Annotated in this window: 13 protein-coding genes; 2 read left to right on the forward strand and 11 right to left on the reverse strand. The window is 40.5% G+C overall.

The genetic code is table 11. From position 1 onward, the window contains the following. Nucleotides 1-81: 81 nt before the first annotated feature. The 4 genes from phoU to AAEU29_RS16465 are packed head-to-tail and all read right to left on the reverse strand — an operon-like array spanning nt 82 to nt 5579. Nucleotides 82-792, reverse strand: a complete 711-nt coding sequence (phoU, locus tag AAEU29_RS16450) for a phosphate signaling complex protein PhoU (protein ID WP_274763558.1) — start codon at nt 790-792, stop codon at nt 82-84. Nucleotides 793-803: 11 nt separating this feature from the next. Beyond that, nucleotides 804-1631 (reverse strand): phosphate ABC transporter ATP-binding protein PstB, encoded by an 828-nt coding sequence (gene pstB / locus AAEU29_RS16455; RefSeq protein WP_372767532.1) that lies wholly within the window; start codon nt 1629-1631, stop codon nt 804-806. 39 nt (nt 1632-1670) lie between these two features. Next, the gene (gene pstA, locus AAEU29_RS16460; protein ID WP_421974321.1) at nt 1671-3320 is read right to left on the reverse strand and encodes a phosphate ABC transporter permease PstA; all 1650 of its coding nucleotides are present in this window, start codon (nt 3318-3320) and stop codon (nt 1671-1673) included. A gap of 18 nt (nt 3321-3338) precedes the next feature. Continuing rightward, nucleotides 3339-5579 (reverse strand): ABC transporter permease subunit, encoded by a 2241-nt coding sequence (locus tag AAEU29_RS16465; RefSeq protein ID WP_421974322.1) that lies wholly within the window; start codon nt 5577-5579, stop codon nt 3339-3341. A gap of 278 nt (nt 5580-5857) precedes the next feature. Here AAEU29_RS16465 and AAEU29_RS16470 point away from each other — a divergent pair, with 278 nt between their 5' ends. Then, on the forward strand, nt 5858-6364 hold the full coding sequence (locus AAEU29_RS16470) for a glycine cleavage system transcriptional repressor (RefSeq protein ID WP_421974323.1): 507 nt from the start codon (nt 5858-5860) through the stop codon (nt 6362-6364). Between the two features lie 90 nt (nt 6365-6454). Here the strand turns inward: AAEU29_RS16470 and panP are convergent, their stop codons facing one another. After that, nucleotides 6455-8128, reverse strand: a complete 1674-nt coding sequence (panP, locus tag AAEU29_RS16475) for a pyridoxal-dependent aspartate 1-decarboxylase PanP (RefSeq protein WP_421974378.1) — start codon at nt 8126-8128, stop codon at nt 6455-6457. Nucleotides 8129-8327: 199 nt separating this feature from the next. Between panP and AAEU29_RS16480 the strand changes: the two genes are divergently transcribed. After that, nucleotides 8328-10208, forward strand: coding sequence for an EAL domain-containing protein (locus AAEU29_RS16480; protein WP_421974324.1), 1881 nt, complete (start codon nt 8328-8330; stop codon nt 10206-10208). Here AAEU29_RS16480 and trmB read toward each other — a convergent pair. The 6 genes from trmB to AAEU29_RS16510 form a co-directional block, all read right to left on the reverse strand. Then, nucleotides 10195-10869 carry a tRNA (guanine(46)-N(7))-methyltransferase TrmB gene (gene trmB, locus AAEU29_RS16485; RefSeq protein ID WP_421974325.1) on the reverse strand — a complete coding sequence of 225 codons (675 nt, stop codon included), beginning with the start codon at nt 10867-10869 and terminating at the stop codon, nt 10195-10197. The two genes, AAEU29_RS16480 and trmB, sit on opposite strands and share 14 nt — an antisense overlap. Before the next feature lie 7 nt (nt 10870-10876). Next, nucleotides 10877-11644: an ABC transporter permease gene (locus tag AAEU29_RS16490; protein WP_421974326.1), complete on the reverse strand. Its 768-nt coding sequence runs from the start codon at nt 11642-11644 to the stop codon at nt 10877-10879. Next, complete coding sequence (locus AAEU29_RS16495; RefSeq protein ID WP_138630236.1) at nt 11644-12564, reverse strand: ABC transporter ATP-binding protein; 921 nt, start codon at nt 12562-12564, stop codon at nt 11644-11646. The genes AAEU29_RS16490 and AAEU29_RS16495 overlap by 1 nt, the downstream gene beginning before the upstream one ends. Nucleotides 12565-12596: 32 nt before the next feature. After that, the gene (locus tag AAEU29_RS16500) at nt 12597-13223 is read right to left on the reverse strand and encodes a flavin prenyltransferase UbiX (protein ID WP_421974327.1); all 627 of its coding nucleotides are present in this window, start codon (nt 13221-13223) and stop codon (nt 12597-12599) included. Nucleotides 13224-13230: 7 nt separating this feature from the next. After that, nucleotides 13231-14574 (reverse strand): UDP-N-acetylmuramate:L-alanyl-gamma-D-glutamyl-meso-diaminopimelate ligase, encoded by a 1344-nt coding sequence (gene mpl, locus AAEU29_RS16505; protein ID WP_421974328.1) that lies wholly within the window; start codon nt 14572-14574, stop codon nt 13231-13233. 118 nt (nt 14575-14692) lie between these two features. Next, nucleotides 14693-17095 (reverse strand): zinc-dependent metalloprotease, encoded by a 2403-nt coding sequence (locus AAEU29_RS16510; protein WP_421974329.1) that lies wholly within the window; start codon nt 17093-17095, stop codon nt 14693-14695. Between the last annotated feature and the right edge of the window lie 33 nt (nt 17096-17128).

Below are 17128 nucleotides of genomic sequence, written 5' to 3' on the forward strand. Positions count from 1 at the left end.
TAAAATTTTGCTGAATCTTGCAAAAACAAAAAGGGGTAAACGCATTTTAAGCATTTACCCCTTTATATAAATTTCTTTTAATTACTTGCCGATAATATCGCGCTCAATATCATCTTGTGCGATATGACGAATATCTTTACCTTTTACAAAGTAAATCACGTACTCAGCAATATTTTGGCAACGATCGCCAATGCGTTCAAGTGAACGAACTGACCACACTAAATCCATTACCTTTGGAATTGAGCGTGGGTCTTCCATCATGTAAGTCATAATCTGACGCGTTAACGCTTCATACTCGCGGTCAACTTTGGCATCTTCTTTATGTACACGAAATGCAGCTTCAGCATCCATACGTGCAAATGCATCAAGCACATCGTGTAACATTTGCGATACATGGCGACCCATGTTGTCGATATTACCCAGTAAACCCTGTTGATCTTTTGCTGTTGACTCAAGTGCTACTTTTGCGATGCGGCGAGCTTCATCACCAATGCGCTCTAAATCCGCAATGGTTTTAGCAATCGCAACAACTAAACGTAAATCGCTTGCTGCTGGTTGGCGTTTTGCAATAATACGTGTGCACTCTTCATCAATGCTCACTTCCATTGCATTTACTTTGTAATCGCCAATCTCTACTTTTTTTGCAAGTTCAGCATTGTTGTCGTTTACTGCATCTAGTGCTGAGTTAAGTTGTTGCTCAACTAAGCCACCCATTGCTAAAACATGATTGCGAACGTTTTCAAGCTCTTGGTTAAAGTTACCTGAAATATGCTTTGAAATATTATGATCCATAACTTTAATCCTTACCCGTAACGACCAGTAATGTAGTCTTCAGTTTTCTTTTTCTTCGGTGTGGTAAACAAAGTGTTTGTATCTGAGTATTCAATCAGTTCACCCATATACATAAACGCTGTTTGATCAGACACACGCGCCGCTTGTTGCATGTTGTGCGTTACAATTACAACCGTGTATTTATTTTTTAAGTCGTTGATTAACTCTTCAATAACCAAGGTCGAAATCGGGTCAAGTGCTGACGTTGGCTCATCGAGTAACAGTACTTCAGGCTCAATCGCGATTGCACGTGCAATAACTAGACGCTGCTGCTGACCACCCGACAAACCAAATGCGCTGTCGTGTAAACGGTCTTTTACTTCGTCCCAAAGTGCTGCGCCACGAAGTGAAGCTTCAACAACTTCATCTAATTTACGCTTATCTTTAATACCTTGCAGGCGCAAACCATAAACCACATTTTCATAAATTGATTTAGGAAATGGGTTTGGACGCTGGAATACCATACCAACGTTACGACGAAGCGCTGCAACATCAACGCTTTTGTCATAGATATTTTGGTTATGTAGCAAGATTTGACCATCAATACGACACGTATCGACTAAGTCATTCATGCGGTTAATACAACGTAATAAGGTTGATTTACCACAACCAGATGGACCGATAAACGCGGTTACCTGACCCTTTGGAATCTTCATGCTGATATTGCTCAGCGCTTGCTTATCACCGTAGTAAAGGTCCAAGTCTTTAATTTCAAGAGCAGTTTGTTCTGCCGATAAGTTTTCTAAATCAAGCTGTAAGCTAGTTGCAGATTGATTAATTTCTGGAGCAACAGTAATCATTTTTACTAAACCTATTAAACTTTTATCACCGCAGAACAATTAGTGTTCTAACGACCTGAATTTTTCACGTAAGTGGTTACGAATACCAATTGCTGTGATATTCAGTGCCACAATAACTGCCACAAGTAAGAATGCTGTGGCATATACTAGCGGACGCGCCGCTTCAACATTAGGGCTTTGGAAACCAACATCATAAATGTGGAAACCTAAGTGCATAAACTTTCTATCTAAGTGTACAAACGGGAAGTTCATATCAACTGGTAGCGTTGGCGCCATTTTAACTACACCCACTAACATTAGCGGTGCAACTTCACCCGCTGCTCGTGCAACCGCAAGAATTAAACCTGTCATAATCGCAGGGCTTGCCATTGGTACAATAATACGCCAAATAGTTTCCGCTTTAGTTGCACCGAGTGCCAGCGAGCCTTGACGCACTGAACTTGGAATACGCGATAAACCTTCTTCTGTTGATACAATAACGACCGGTAGAGTCAAAATCGCTAGTGTTAATGCTGACCAAATTACACCAGGCGTACCAAATGTTGGGCCTGGTAATGCTTCAGGGTAAAACAATTGGTCAATGCTGCCACCAAGCATATAAACAAAGAAACCTAAACCAAATACACCGTAAACAATCGATGGAACACCCGCAAGGTTAATTACCGCGATACGGATCATTTTAGTAATAGAGTTTTTCGCTGCATATTCGTGTAAGTAAATCGCGGCGATTACACCAAACGGCGTTACGATTACCGCCATTAACATAACCATAAATACGGTACCGAAAATCGCTGGGAATACACCACCTTCGGTGTTCGCTTCACGTGGATCATCACTTACAAACTTACCAATCTGTTTGAAGTAATGGCCCACTTTGGCAAGTAACCCCATATCGTTAGGTAACGTTACATCAAGTACTTGGTAAAGTGGGATAGTCACCAACTCACCACGCATATCTTTAACAATCACTTGGTCACGCTTTGCTGCATCACGGAACTTAAATAGCTCTTTTTCAAGCACTAAATATTGTTCGCGGTACGCTTTACGCTCGGCTTCAAATTCAGCTACTTTTTCGTGAGTTAGCTCACCTTTTAAATCAAGCGCTTTTTCTTTTAAACGTAAGCGTTCTAAGTCGTAGTTAATATGACCAATTGGCCCATTTTGTAAGTCTAGCGCTGATTCATTAAGTTCAACGGCACGCTCAACAAGCTCGTCTAGTACAGTTAACTTTTGTGATTCCTCAACTACTTTGCCGTCTTTGATTACGCTTTCAATGTAACCATAAAAGTTACCATTTTTGCTGCGCTCAAATACTGCTAATTGACTTGGTGTTGATTGCTCTACAATATCCGTTGCTAAAATCCAACGGAAATCTAAGTCTACATATTCACGGTTACCTGTTTTAATCAGTAAACGTTCAACTTCATCACCAGTAAAACCGTGCAAATCAACATTTGCCGCTTTTAAACGCTCAACAGGCACCATTTCACGGTCATAAATTTCACCGATAACGGTTTCTTTCACATCGCCACGGTGCATTTCAAACTGCGTTACTTCTGCAGGCCAAAAGAAACCTAAACCACGACCTGCAATCATTGCCAGCAAACCAATTACTGAAATCAAACTGATACTTACTGCACCACCTGTCATCCAAATCCAAGGTGAGCCAGATTTAAACCACTGCTTCATTTATTAAATCTCCTAACCTTACAGTGAACTATACTTTTCACGTAAACGCTGACGAACAAATTCAGCAATCGTGTTAAAGATAAAGGTGAAAATAAACAACACAAATGCCGCTAAGAACAGAATGCGATAGTGAGTACTTCCCACCTCTGACTCAGGCATTTCTACTGCAATGTTAGCTGCAAGGGTACGCATACCTTGGAAAATACTCCAATCCATAATTGGTGTATTACCCGTTGCCATAAGTACAATCATGGTCTCACCAACAGCACGACCTAAGCCCATCATTACCGCTGAGAAAATACCAGGGCTTGCTGTTAGTAATACTACGCGCACAAGCGTTTGCCACTGCGTTGCACCAAGTGCAAGTGAGCCATTAGATAAGTGCTTAGGTACACTAAATACCGCATCTTCAGCAATCGAGAAAATAGTTGGAATAACCGCAAAACCCATTGCAATACCCACAACTAGCGAGTTACGTTGGTCAAAATCGATACCTAACTCATTGGTAATATAACGACGCACATCACCATCAAATACCCATAATTCAACTGCCGGGCTAAGAGCAAATGCAATATAACCAGCCAGTAATACCACTGGAATAAGTAAAATTGCATGGCTGCCATCAGGAATTCTGTGACGAATTGATTCTGGTAAGTTCTGCCAGAAGAATGCTGTTAACAAGATGGCGACTGGCGTTAACAACAGGATCAGCATAATCGCAGGCAAATGAGATTCAATTAATGGCGCTAACCAAAGACCCGCTAAGAAACCTAGAATTACCGTTGGTAATGCTTCCATAATTTCAACGGTTGGCTTTACAAAGCGACGTAGCTCTGGCGACATAAAGTATGCCGTGTAAATTGCTGCAGAAAGTGCAATTGGTACTGCAAATAGCATTGCATAAAGGGCAGCTTTAATTGTACCGAATGAAATTGGCACCAGTGATAATTTCGACTCAAAGTCATCACTTGCCGAAGTTGATTGCCAAATATAAGCAGGTTCAGGATAACCTTCGTACCACACTTCTTGCCAAAGCGCTGACCACGATACCTCAGGGTGTTCGTTTTCAATATTAACTACAACAAGTTGATTACCTGCGAGCATTAAAGCAGCATTTGAACGTGGCGAGATTGAGAAGAAATCAATGCCCGCATCGCTTACTTTGCCTGACCATAACTTGCTTTCACTGGTTGTATAATAAAGTGATAGTTCGCCTTCACTATTGGTACTAAAGAAAGTACGACGGTAAAACTCACTATATAAGCCAGAGATATTACTATCATTGCTTGCAAATGAACGGATTTTGGCAAATTTACGGCCTTTCTCACCGTTAATTTCAAACCATTGTGAAATTTCACCGTTATCATTTACTAACATCAGAGAGTTAGCACCTGAAAGCAACTGCATTTTCACTAAATTAGCGTTTTCTTGATTAGCAGCAAGCACTTGAATTTGAGTAATATCTTCAATATCGCGTGTGTTATAAATGTAGATTTTATTGGCTACACGGACAAATGCACGGCTAAAATCAGGTGAAATAAGCAATTCATCAACTTTACCCTCAACAGGGATTTCAGTTACTTCACTTGACCATTCCATTTCGCCTGAGAACATATTCTCTTCAGCTGACAACATGCTCAATAAAAGACGCTTATCACCTGTAATAGCCAATACACCTAAGCGGTTATCGTCAGCCACATAGCTAAAAGCAAATTGACGAATAGATGCACCTTCGTCATCTATCATCACTTCATTTTCACCTAAAGGGTAAGCGATACTTGGTTTAATGGTGCGGCTATTATTGGCAAAACCAACTTCAAACTTTGGTTCAACAACTTTAATTGCACCGTTTTCTAAACCATACGCATACATACCTTGATGTGGAGCGGTACGTGCAAAACTAGTAACAGCTGCATCAAACTCAACATTAAAGCTGGTAAGCTTGTTGCCAAAGTTTTCACCTTTAATGGTGTAGTAGCTTAATTCACCTGAAGGTGTAAATAGATAAGCTATTTCACCTTGCTCTTCCATGCCACCTGCAATGTATTCTTGCGAAGCCGGAAGTGTAAATTGATTTCTCACTTCAACATGTGCTGAAGCAAAAATTGGCTGAACTACATACAAGAGATAAAAGAAGATCAACAGCAGAGCAACCAGAACTAACGTACCGCCTGCAGTAATGCTGTATTTAGCTAATTTATCTTTGATCAGTCTGTTTCTATTAGTATTGAAATCAACACTTGGCGGATTGGAACTCATCCACTTGCCCTTTAAAAATAGAATTAAGATTTAGTTGCCGTGCATTATATTTTGTCAAGATGACAGAAATGTTACAACCGCTGTAATATTTCGTTTTTATTACCGAAAAGTTACACTCAATACGTTAACAAATTTTGACAAAATAAGTTGGACAAAAGAGCGCCAATAAACAATACTTAATCGACGCCACATACCACTTTAATCCTTTGAATTAGCTAACAATTATTTCTTTATTTTGTGTGGCGTGGGTTGCGCTAATTAGATAACGAGACAAGTATATGAAGCAGTTAGTATTAACAATTATTGGTCCTGACCGCTCAGGTCTAGTAGATGAACTATCCTCAGCGGTTCTGGCAAACCATGGAAACTGGCTTGCCAGTAATTTAAGTCACTTATGTGGGCATTTTGCTGGTATCTTACAATTAGAAGTTGCAGAAGAACATTTATCAGCGCTTGAAAGCGCGATTCACGCTATTCCAGATTTAGAAGTTAAAATTGAAGCTGGTAAAGAGCAAGTCACCAACTCAAACCAACTTCTTAATTTTGTTATTACCAGCAACGACAGGCCGGGCATAGTTCAAGAGCTTTCAAGTGTACTTCGCCATAAAGGTGCGTCAATTGTACATTTCACCTCTAAACAACAAAGCGCTCCAAATTGGGGTGTGCCTCTGTTTAATGCTGAAGCTCGTGTTGAGCTGCCTTCTGGGCTTAGTAAAGATGATGTGATAGAAGCACTTGAATCTATTACCTCAGATCTAATCGTCGATATAGAAACTGAAGCTTAAATCAATGCGCTGAGTATCAGCACAAATATTTAAAACAACATAAAAAAGGGAGCTACAGCTCCCTTTTCTTTTGATTTTTTTATTAAATATTTACAAATACTTCGCCAAGTATTTTTTAAAAATAGGATCTTTTTCAGCTAATACACGCTGCTCAGCCAAAATGTCATGCAAAATTTGATTTGAAGTCAACGGATTCGCAAGCACAACGCGAAAAACTACTGTTGGTAAATTATCGTATTGATATGGCGTTAAACGGGTACGAGAAACAAACGAACGACCTGCTTCTCGCTGGCGCTTTTGCATACTTGCTATAAAGCGGTTCAATGCGGCGAAAATATCTAGTTTCGTTTGTTCATCAGCTGTTTTTAGTACCTCTTTAATCTTTTCAGGCACATAACGGTAAGTTAATAAGCAAAGCTCTGGTTCTGTAACCAGCTCAAAATCATCTGTTTGCTTAATAAGTTCTGCAAAGTAGCGTGCTTTTTCCAAGCTTTTATCAATTAACATTTCGTAGCCTTTACGACCAATAATTGATAAACAAGCGTGCACTAGCATCGCCATACCAGGGCGGCTGCCTTCAAGCGTATGCGAACCTAGATCTTTTGAACCTTTACGTAAGATATATTCGGCGTGATGTTCAACTACATTAACAGTGTCAGGTTCTTTGAAAAGCACAATGCCTGCGCCCATTGGCACATACATTTGCTTATGCGCATCAATGGTAATTGAATCTGCTCGCTCACAGCCAGCAAGTAAAGTACGGGCATTATTTGATAATAACGTCGCACCACCCCAAGCGGCATCGATATGGAAATGACAATTAATTTCTTCAGCTAAATCAGCCATTTCATGCAGCGGGTCAATATTGCCTGTTTCAGTTGTGCCAGCAACACCAACAATTGCCATGACCTTAATGCCCTTTTCAGCTAATTCTTTAGCTTTTTCACGCATTTTAGCAACATCAACACGATTATTATGGTCAGTTTCTATCGAGACTATATTGCTGCGGCCAATGCCGAGCACATCAGCTGCTTTACCTAATGAGTAATGCCCACGCTCTGACACTAAAATAGCTAAGCCTTTGTAGCCATAATGCATCATAGCAGCAACTAAACCGTCGCTGTTTATGCCATTAAAGTCACCATCAGGTTTAAGCAGTTTATTACGTGCAACCCAAAGTGCAGAAATATTGGCTACGGTACCACCTGAACAAAATGCACCTAGTGCATTTTTCGCATTGTGCATCCATTTACGGTAGAAAGCATCATCTTTGCCATAAACCATGTGGTGCATCATACCCAATACTTGACGTTCAAGCGGTGTAAAAGCTTTTGATGTTTCAATCTTTACCAGATTTTGGTTTAACCCCACCATCAACTTAGACAGAGGTAAAACAAAATGCGGTAACGCTGAGGTCATATGACCAATAAAGCTCGGAGCAGACGTGTGAACTGAATGGGCAACCAACTTTTCCATCAATTCTTGAGCATGTTCAGAAACGAACCTTGGCTCTTCAGGAATAATGGCTGATTGGAAGTCTTTTTCGATTTCGTGCAATGGTTTTTCTACCGCTGCAATATTTTCGTTAAGAAAACCTGCTAGATTACTCGAGATCTCTTGCTCAATTTTAGCCAAAGTCGAGCCCGGCGCCTCTGGCACCGTAAAAATTCGCATTAAGCTTTCTTCAGACGCTATTGCTGGGCGCACTGCTTGACGTGTTTCATCAACCATACTACTCACTTTACCCAAAAAGTGTTCAAACATATTCATAAAAAAAGGTTGTCAACTCTACTTCAATTACAAGAAAAAGTCTCGTAATTTGCACAATATCTACAACTTCTACTGTAAAAAATCAGCTATATTTACTAATATTGGGTACTAAAAATAACATAACCCTTTGCTCGCTATACAGTAAAGCAGTATTTTTCAGTTGCGGCAAAAATTAGTTAAGGCAAGGATTTGCATGTATTACTCGAATAAAGGAATCCGCTGGATAATATTTGCCAGTTTTCTTTTTTTAGCCAGCCTTTGTGGCTATGTCTATTACATTTACTCCCACACCTACAATGACATTATGAAAGATGTCGATGCGAGGCTTTTAAACGCTGCGCAAAGCGTTAAATTTATCCTTGGCGAAGATTATCATAACAACATCACTGGCCCAGAGCATATCGACCAGAAAAGCTATTTACTCAAAAGTAAGCAGTTATCTGAGTTTGCAATGCAGTTAAAGCTAGAATACGTTTACGCCATGATACTCGAAGGAGATCAAGTTTATTTTTCGGCATCGAGTTATACCAACAACGATATAAAAAACAATAAACTGACCTATTTTTACGATTTATACCCTGAGGCGACTGAGTCAAATAGAAAAGCGTTTTACTCAACAGGCCCCGTTTTTGAGCATAGTGAAGATCAATGGGGACACTTTCGCACCATTTTCTTACCATTCCAATCGGCTGATGGCCGCACCTATTTAACAGGTGCAGATATCACCATCACTGATTTAAATGAGCAGCTTGCTGCCAGTGTGACGCAAGCGATTATCACAGCCTGCTTTTTCTTTTTTATCGCAACCTTAGTGGGTGCGTTTTACATTTACCTTTTAAAACAAAATTTAACACGAGACCCTGCAACTGGCTTTGCAAACCATATCGCGTTGGAGCGAAAAATTCACCAAACGCCACAACTGCATATGCAACTAGCAATTATATTGGTTAGTGATTTAGAAGAAATTATCAGTTTTTATGGCTCGCACATTGGCGATACAGTAATGCATAAATTACTTACGCGATTAGATAAACTTAAAAGTAGTGAATGTTCATTGTATCGTTTATCAAGTAATAAAATTGCCCTCTTAACAACTCATATCAACAACACCGAATGCGTTAAACAAATTGAAAACTTAAATAAAAACACACCGCTTTTATGTGATCCATTTATTTACGTGACACTGTGTGCAGGCATTGCATCAGGCAATAAAACACTCTTAATTGAAAATGCACGCATCGCCGTAGAGCAAGCCAAGCGTTCTCGAGAGCTGGTTGTGTTTTATTCCGATGCGATGAATACCATCAAACATCAATATCAACACAATATAAAAATCGCTAAAGATGTACGTGAAGCCTTCAATACTTCACAGGTGCACGCCTACTTTCAACCTATCGTATCAACAGATGGCAATGAAATACTTATGTATGAAGGGCTTGCCCGCATAAAAATGAATAACACTCTCTATGAGCCAGACTATTTTCTTTCTGTAGTAAATCGAAGCCGCATGGATGGACAACTAACTCGTATTATTTTCCTCGACTGTGTCATGCGTTTTCGCAAGACCGATTTATGTTGGAGTATGAACCTTACCGCCCAAGATATGCTAGACCCAAGCCTTGCAGCCTTTTTTGATGATGAGTTAAAACGCTACCCTACGCCGCAAAACATCACATTTGAGCTAGTAGAAACCGAAGCTGTAGCTAACTTTAATGAAGTTAAAAGCTTTATCACTATGGTTAAACGCCATGGCGCTAAAGTATTTATCGACGACTTTGGAACAGGCTACTCAAATATTTCGAATATTCTTAAACTGGAAGTTGATGGCATTAAAATCGATAGTTCATTGGTATCACAAATAGTGAAAGATGAAGAGGTATTTTTGTTTATACAACACATTGCTAGCTTTGCTAAAAAAGTAGGTTTAACACTGATTGCTGAAGGCGTCGAAAACAAATTAGTCGTAGATAAGTTAGCCCAAGCCGGCATAAATTATGTGCAGGGCTATTATTTTGCTGAGCCAGCTCAAACGCTGGCTCAAGTAGAACAAGGGTTATCAGCTAAAGCGAGTTAAGATCGATTTGCAGCCGGTGGCTTTGTTGGCCACTGGCCCAATATTTACGCTCAAATGGCGTAATTGCAGTGTCGGCACTGTAAGGTGCAACAGAGACATCCACGCCAGCTAAACCTAGTGCAAAGGCAAACTCATCAACATAGGTTTGCCAATTACTTCTCACTTCAAGTTGCCCACCAATTTTCACAATATAAGGAAAGACAGGTGCTCCATGCCAGCGACGCCCTAAATGCTTAGCTTTAGGCCACGGATTTGGGTACAGCAAATAGTGGTGAGTCACTTGCCATTGATGTTCCACCACTAAACGCCAAAAGTCATTTAAATCAGCGCGCACTAACAAGTATTGGCCATTTTCCGTTTGTTTGTACTCAACATCATGTTTTTCTAAGCGATGTGCTGATTTATCAATACCAATTACTAATGCTTCTGGGTGCTTACGCGCTAAGTTAGCGGTACTTTCGCCCACGCCACAACATGAATCGAGAATAATTGGGCCGTTAAAGCTTTTTACCTTTTCGTTAACTTCATCAAAAGCAGCTTGCGTATGTGCAGCAATCGGCTTTTTAAATTCAGTACTTAGATGCTTGCGCACCACTTCTTCTAACTTTTCATTTAGTCCTTGTTGATTCGAACTAATACTTCTTGAATTTGCGTCAGACATATTTCTATCAGTGGCGAATGCCAACCCCTTTATCAATTAAACGGTATGCCATAGCAAATAAAGCGCTAATAAACCCAATAATCACTGCAAATGCCGTTGTGATATCCACATCCGAAACACCTAAAAAGCCGTATCTAAATGCATTTACCATGTAGATAATCGGATTAAATTGTGAAACTCCTTGCCAAAAATCAGGTAACAAGGTGATTGAATAAAACACGCCACCTAAATAAGTTAGCGGCGTTAAAACAAAGGTGGGGATAATACTGATATCATCAAAACTATTAGCGTATACCGCATTAATTAATCCACCTAAAGCGAATACCGCAGCGGTAAGTAAAACAGTAGCAAAAATAACCGCCACATTATGAATTTGAATATCAACAAAAAACAGCGACAAAATAGTCACTATAATGCCAACACATAAGCCGCGCGCCATACCGCCGCCCATGTAACCAAGTACAATAATGTAAGTTGGCACAGGCGAAACGAGTAACTCTTCGATGCTTTTTTGGAATTTTGTTGAGTAAAAACTCGATGCTACATTGGAATAAGAGTTAGTAATCACCGACATCATTATAAGACCCGGTACAATAAACTCCATATAGTTAAAGCCACCCATATCGCCAATGCGCGAGCCTATTAAATTACCAAAAATAACAAAGTATAGTGACATGGTAATTGCTGGCGGCACTAACGTTTGCACCCAAATACGAGTAAAACGAATACACTCTTTAATCCAAATGGTTTTTAATGCGGTAAATTGATTACTCATTATTGCTCGCGCCCCTTTTCCACAATCGCAACAAACAGCTCTTCTAATCGATTCGCCTTATTACGCATACTTAGCACCGTATTGCCTGACGCACTTAATGCGTCAAATACACCATTTAACCCTTGTGATTTTTCCACATCTACTTCGATTGTATGGTCGTCAATCTCACGAGTTGTGTAACCATCAAGAGAAAATGCCGATGTTGGCTGTTTTAAATCAAGAATAAAGGTTTCTTTATCAAGCTTTGCCAACAGTGACTTCATATTGGTGTTTTCAATAATTTGACCTTTATCGATAATCGCAATGTTTTTACACAACATTTCCGCTTCTTCAAGGTAATGAGTAGTGAGGATAATCGTAACGCCTTGCTGGTTTATTTCTTTTAAGAATTCCCACATCGATCGGCGCAGCTCAATATCTACACCGGCGGTGGGTTCATCTAAAATCAGCAGCTGCGGTTTATGCATTAACGCACGTGCTATCATTAAACGACGTTTCATACCACCTGATAAGGTGCGTGCTTGCTTATCTTTTTTATCGGCAAGACCAAGTTGTGCAAGCAATTCATCAGCACGCTTGTGCGCCTCTGCGCGAGGCACGCCATAGTAACCGGCTTGGTTCACTAAGATTTGATTAAGTGTTTCAAACTGACTAAAGTTAAATTCCTGCGGTACTAACCCTAAATTAGTTTTAGCCTTGCCAAGGTCAGTATCAATATCATGACCAAATACTTTTACCGTACCTTTGGTTTTATTTACAAGCGAAGAAATCACGCCAATTGTGGTCGATTTGCCTGCACCATTAGCACCTAACAGCGCAAAAAAGTCACCTTTTTCGACCGTTAAATCAATTCCTTTAACAGCTTGAACACCGTTACTGTAGGTTTTTTCTAAACCAACAATTTCGAGAGCTTTTGTCATTGTGTTTTGCGTTCCAATTTTGGATGGATTAATTAGCAGCCGTAGCCCCAACGTTTAGCCAGCGTATGCTCAATAGAGAGATGATCTAAAATACGCGCCACCATAAAGTTAACCAAATCTTCAATTGAGCTAGGGTTATGATAAAACCCTGGTGCTGCGGGCATAATGGTTACACCTAGTTGCGCCAGCTTATGCATATTTTCAAGATGAATCGCACTCAGCGGTGTTTCGCGCACCACCAGCATTAATTGGCCTTTTTCTTTAATCACTACATCTGCTGCACGCTCTAATAAGTTGTCAGATGCGCCATGACTAATCGCCGATACCGTGCCTGCACTACACGGGCACACAATCATCTTTTTAGGTGCTGCACTACCCGATGCCACAGGGCTAAACCAGTTATCTTTGCCAAATACTTTAAGCTGGTTTGGCTTGGCATTGAATAAGCTAGATAGTTGCTCAGTTGCCTTTTCTTCGTTGCCAGACAGCTTCACATCCGATTCCGTATCAAGCACCACGCGGGCTGCGCTTGATACCAAAACAAATACTTGGTGATTTAACGAAATTAGCGTTTCAATTAGTTTTAAACCATACGGCATGCCTGAAGCACCGCTAAGTGCAACGGTAATGGTTTCATTAAATTCATGGTTTTGCGTCATAAAAAGCCTATTTGTTGGCAAGCGCATCTAAAATACGATTATGAATATTTTCAAAGCCACCGTTACTCATTACCAATATATGGTCGCCTGCAGTTGCTTTTTCAAGTAGCGTTTTAATGATCTCGTCGGTGCTGTTAAAACATAGAGCGCCAACCTTATTGGCAGCGTCTTTGAGTGACCAGCTTAGGTTCTCTGGCTCAAATAAAATCACATCGTCGGCATTTTCGAGTGACGCTAATAATGTATTTTGATGCACGCCCATTTTCATTGTATTGGAACGTGGTTCTAATACGGCAAAAATACGCGCTTGGCCCACTTTTGCTCTAAGCCCAGCTAAAGTCGTTTTAATAGCAGTTGGGTGATGGGCGAAATCATCGTAGAGCTTAATGCCCGCAACATCGCCTTTTAATTCCATACGGCGTTTTGGCGAAATAAACTCAGCCAGCGCCGCAATTGATGTTTCAACAGGAATACCCACATGACGCGCTGCTGCAATCGTCATTAAAGCGTTTTTAACGTTGTGCTCGCCAATTGCTTGCCAGTTCACACGCCCAACGATATCGCCACTAAGCAGTACATCAAACTCACTGCCATCTGCGTTTACAAGTTGGTAATCCCAGTCATTGCCAAGTTGCTCTTGCTCACTCCAGCAGCCTTTTTCTATCACTTGCTGAATATTCACATCATCGCTTGGCCAAATCACTTTACCTTGCCCTGGTACAATGCGTAATAAGTGATGAAACTGTTTTTGAATAGCCGCTAAATTTTCAAAAATGTCAGCGTGATCAAATTCAAGGTTATTGAGAATTAAGGTGCGCGGCAGATAGTGCACAAACTTGCTGCGCTTATCAAAAAATGCGGTGTCATATTCATCTGCTTCTATAACAAAAAACGGTGTTTTACCTATGCGCGCCGACAAGCCAAAGTTTTGTACTACGCCACCAATTAAAAAACTTGGATCAAGACCTGCGTATTCTAATACCCATGCAAGCATACTTGCAGTGGTAGTTTTACCATGGGTGCCCGACACCGCTAGTACCCACGCATCTTGCAGTACATTGTGCTTTAACCATTCTGGGCCCGACGTATAAGGAATACGATTTTCAAGCACATATTCAACGCATGGATTACCACGGCTCATAGCATTGCCAATCACCACAATATCTGGTTGTGGTTTTAACTGAGCAACATCGTAACCTTGAATTAGCTCAATGCCTAGAGACTCAAGTTGAGTACTCATTGGTGGGTAAACGTTTTGATCTGAGCCTGTAACTTTATGGCCCAAGGATTTTGCAATGGCTGCGATGCCCCCCATAAAGGTGCCGCAAATACCTAAAATATGAATATGCATTGTTGTTGATTCTTGTCGTATAAATTCGATATGAGCTTTAAATAGATTAACAGTTCAATAAAAAAGCCCATTAGATTTCGCTAATGGGCTTAGTATGCCATAACTTACTATTTAGGTGTTAAATAGGTGAGCCCGGCGGCATCGGCAGTGGCTTAAAGTGACCTTGCCATTGACCCTCTTCTAACGATTTAAATAAGATATTCGCAAGATATTTCTTAAAGTTATCATTAGAACGCGCAAATTTACGGGCTATAAATTCAATTTGACCAACTAACTCAGCTTGTACCTCTGGGTCGGTTTTATCACTAAGCGCTGCATTTACTAAATGATATGCCGCCACCATTTGAATACGTTGAGATACTTGGTGTGCCATACCTTGTTTTTGGCTATCAAAAAATACCTGCTCACTAAGTTGAAATAACACATTACGCGCACTTAGCTGTTTGCTATCTCGCATCGCTTGGAAATGAAGACGATTTAGACGCTGTGAATTTAGCAATAATGAGAGTGAATGATTTGCAGAAACTTCCGGTAATGCTAACGGATCAAGTGTCAAACCAGTACGGCCGATTAAGCTTTCACGCGTTTTGTATTCTCCGTAAGCTTTTGGTGTAATCACATCAAGCACGTGTTCAGGCACTACTAACTGGTTCGCATCAAGCGTTGTTAATAACGCACTTAGTGCTTCTTTTTGCTTAGCAACATCAACAAGCTTGTTACCTTTAAAAGTATCACCACTACGTAATTCATACTCGTAATCAATGCCTGCAATCAATTTAACCACAGCTTCCGTTTGGTAACGATGAAATAAATAAAGTGGAATAAACACTTCTTCTAGCTGTGATAGCGCCGTACCGTTTTTAATATTGTGAAGGCCAAACTTCGCCATCGCTTTTTCGCGAATAGAAAGCACTCGGTGTAGCTCTTGGCTAGGATTTTCGCCGTTATCCCACAAATGTGCAGTTGGGTGTGCGCCGCCTTTAGCGCGTGCATCGCTATCGGAAATAAACTCAAGACCAAGGCGTTTGTTTTCCGCTAAGATTTTTTCAAGTTCTTTTGCTTCAGTCAAAATCGGAAAATCAGAGTAACCATATTTCACAACTTGAATATCCCACACACCTAAGCCTTTGCCATAGCCATTTTCAGTGTTAAAGCTACCATCCTCTTTAAAACTCACTAAAGGATGGGGGTAATCCATTACCGATGCGCGGTCTTTTACTGACGCAGAAAAGTTATGCGCAATACCTAAGGTATGACCTACTTCATGCGCACTTAATTGACGAATACGGTCAAGCGCCATCGCATGTAATTTTTCTACCGTTTCATCGCCTTTTAGATAAGGTGCAGCAAGTGCTTCTGCAATCAGAATATCTTGACGCACACGCAGCGAACCAAGAGTTACATGACCTTTAATAATTTCGCCTGTGCGTGGGTCGATTACACTTGAACCGTATGACCAACCACGAGTTGCACGGTGCACCCATTGGATCACGTTATAGCGAATATCCATTGGGTCGGCTTTTTCAGGTAGAATTTTTACTTGGTATGCATTTTTATAACCCGCTGCTTCAAAGGCTGCTTGCCACCATTTTGCACCATCGAGTAAAGCTGTTTTTACAGGGTCTGGTACACCTGGGTCGAGGTAGTAAATAATTGGTTTAACGGCTTCTGAGATTTCAGCTGTTGGATCTTTTTTCGCTAAGCGATGTTTTGGAATATAACGCACATACATCGACTCTGATAAAGGCGCCGCATAGTCTTTATATTCTTCGCTCCAAAAGCCCGATTGCGGATGGAATTTACGCGGTTTAAAACCATCATCAGGTAGTTCAATTAACGAATGATGTAAATGTACTGAAATAGCGTATGGATCTGGCGCTACTTGTTTTATGTATTTACCCGGCTTTGTGCCATTAAAACTAACAATCGCTTCTAACTCGGTATTTTTAGCAAACGACTTAGAACGCGGCATATAAACAGCACTTTTACTTTTATCAAGGCTAAAACTACCTTGTTGCTGGCTTGCAAGTGTGCGACTAACACCATGCACATCGGATAGTAAATAAGGCGTGTAATCAATTAACACACTATCGTTATTTGCTGCTTTAATTTCAAAACCGTGCAATACGCTAGAAGCAAATGCTTCACGAATACTTTGCTGCTCAGCTGCGTTTGAGCTGTTAGCACGGTAGTAAGTATTATTTTGCTTTAATAAAAGTTTATTACCGTGTTTTTCAAACTGCACAATTTTGGTGTCGCCCAGCTGACCTCGGTCAAGACCAATATCATTCGACCCTAAGCCGTAAGGCATGCTTAATTGCAGAAGAAATTCTTGATTAAATTTATCTACTGCTAAATAAACTTTGCCCGAAGTATTGTCATAATAAAAGGTAAAATAACCCGGATAACGATTCATTTCGTTAGTAAATGCATCAATGGGTTTCAGGGTTGCCTGCGCTTTTGGTATACTTAACAGTAACAAAGCACAGATCAGCAGAAATGGTTGTACTAATCTTTGCATCTTCTTTGTTATTTCATTATCAATGGTGCATGG

The organism is Pseudoalteromonas aquimarina (assembly GCF_049257255.1).
Taxonomy (GTDB): domain Bacteria; phylum Pseudomonadota; class Gammaproteobacteria; order Enterobacterales; family Alteromonadaceae; genus Pseudoalteromonas.

Excerpts from the sequence above, each read along its gene's own strand:
- AAEU29_RS16500 (WP_421974327.1), bottom strand. The coding sequence starts at position 13,223 with ATGACGCAAAACCATGAATTTAATGAAACCATTACCGTTGCACTTAGC.
- pstA (WP_421974321.1), bottom strand. The coding sequence starts at position 3,320 with ATGAAGCAGTGGTTTAAATCTGGCTCACCTTGGATTTGGATGACAGGT.
- AAEU29_RS16490 (WP_421974326.1), bottom strand. The coding sequence starts at position 11,644 with ATGAGTAATCAATTTACCGCATTAAAAACCATTTGGATTAAAGAGTGT.
- AAEU29_RS16480 (WP_421974324.1), top strand. The coding sequence starts at position 8,328 with ATGTATTACTCGAATAAAGGAATCCGCTGGATAATATTTGCCAGTTTT.
- panP (WP_421974378.1), bottom strand. The coding sequence starts at position 8,128 with ATGTTTGAACACTTTTTGGGTAAAGTGAGTAGTATGGTTGATGAAACA.
- AAEU29_RS16495 (WP_138630236.1), bottom strand. The coding sequence starts at position 12,564 with ATGACAAAAGCTCTCGAAATTGTTGGTTTAGAAAAAACCTACAGTAAC.
- phoU (WP_274763558.1), bottom strand. The coding sequence starts at position 792 with ATGGATCATAATATTTCAAAGCATATTTCAGGTAACTTTAACCAAGAG.
- pstB (WP_372767532.1), bottom strand. The coding sequence starts at position 1,631 with ATGATTACTGTTGCTCCAGAAATTAATCAATCTGCAACTAGCTTACAG.
- AAEU29_RS16510 (WP_421974329.1), bottom strand. The coding sequence starts at position 17,095 with ATGCAAAGATTAGTACAACCATTTCTGCTGATCTGTGCTTTGTTACTG.
- AAEU29_RS16470 (WP_421974323.1), top strand. The coding sequence starts at position 5,858 with ATGAAGCAGTTAGTATTAACAATTATTGGTCCTGACCGCTCAGGTCTA.
- trmB (WP_421974325.1), bottom strand. The coding sequence starts at position 10,869 with ATGTCTGACGCAAATTCAAGAAGTATTAGTTCGAATCAACAAGGACTA.
- AAEU29_RS16465 (WP_421974322.1), bottom strand. The coding sequence starts at position 5,579 with ATGAGTTCCAATCCGCCAAGTGTTGATTTCAATACTAATAGAAACAGA.
- mpl (WP_421974328.1), bottom strand. The coding sequence starts at position 14,574 with ATGCATATTCATATTTTAGGTATTTGCGGCACCTTTATGGGGGGCATC.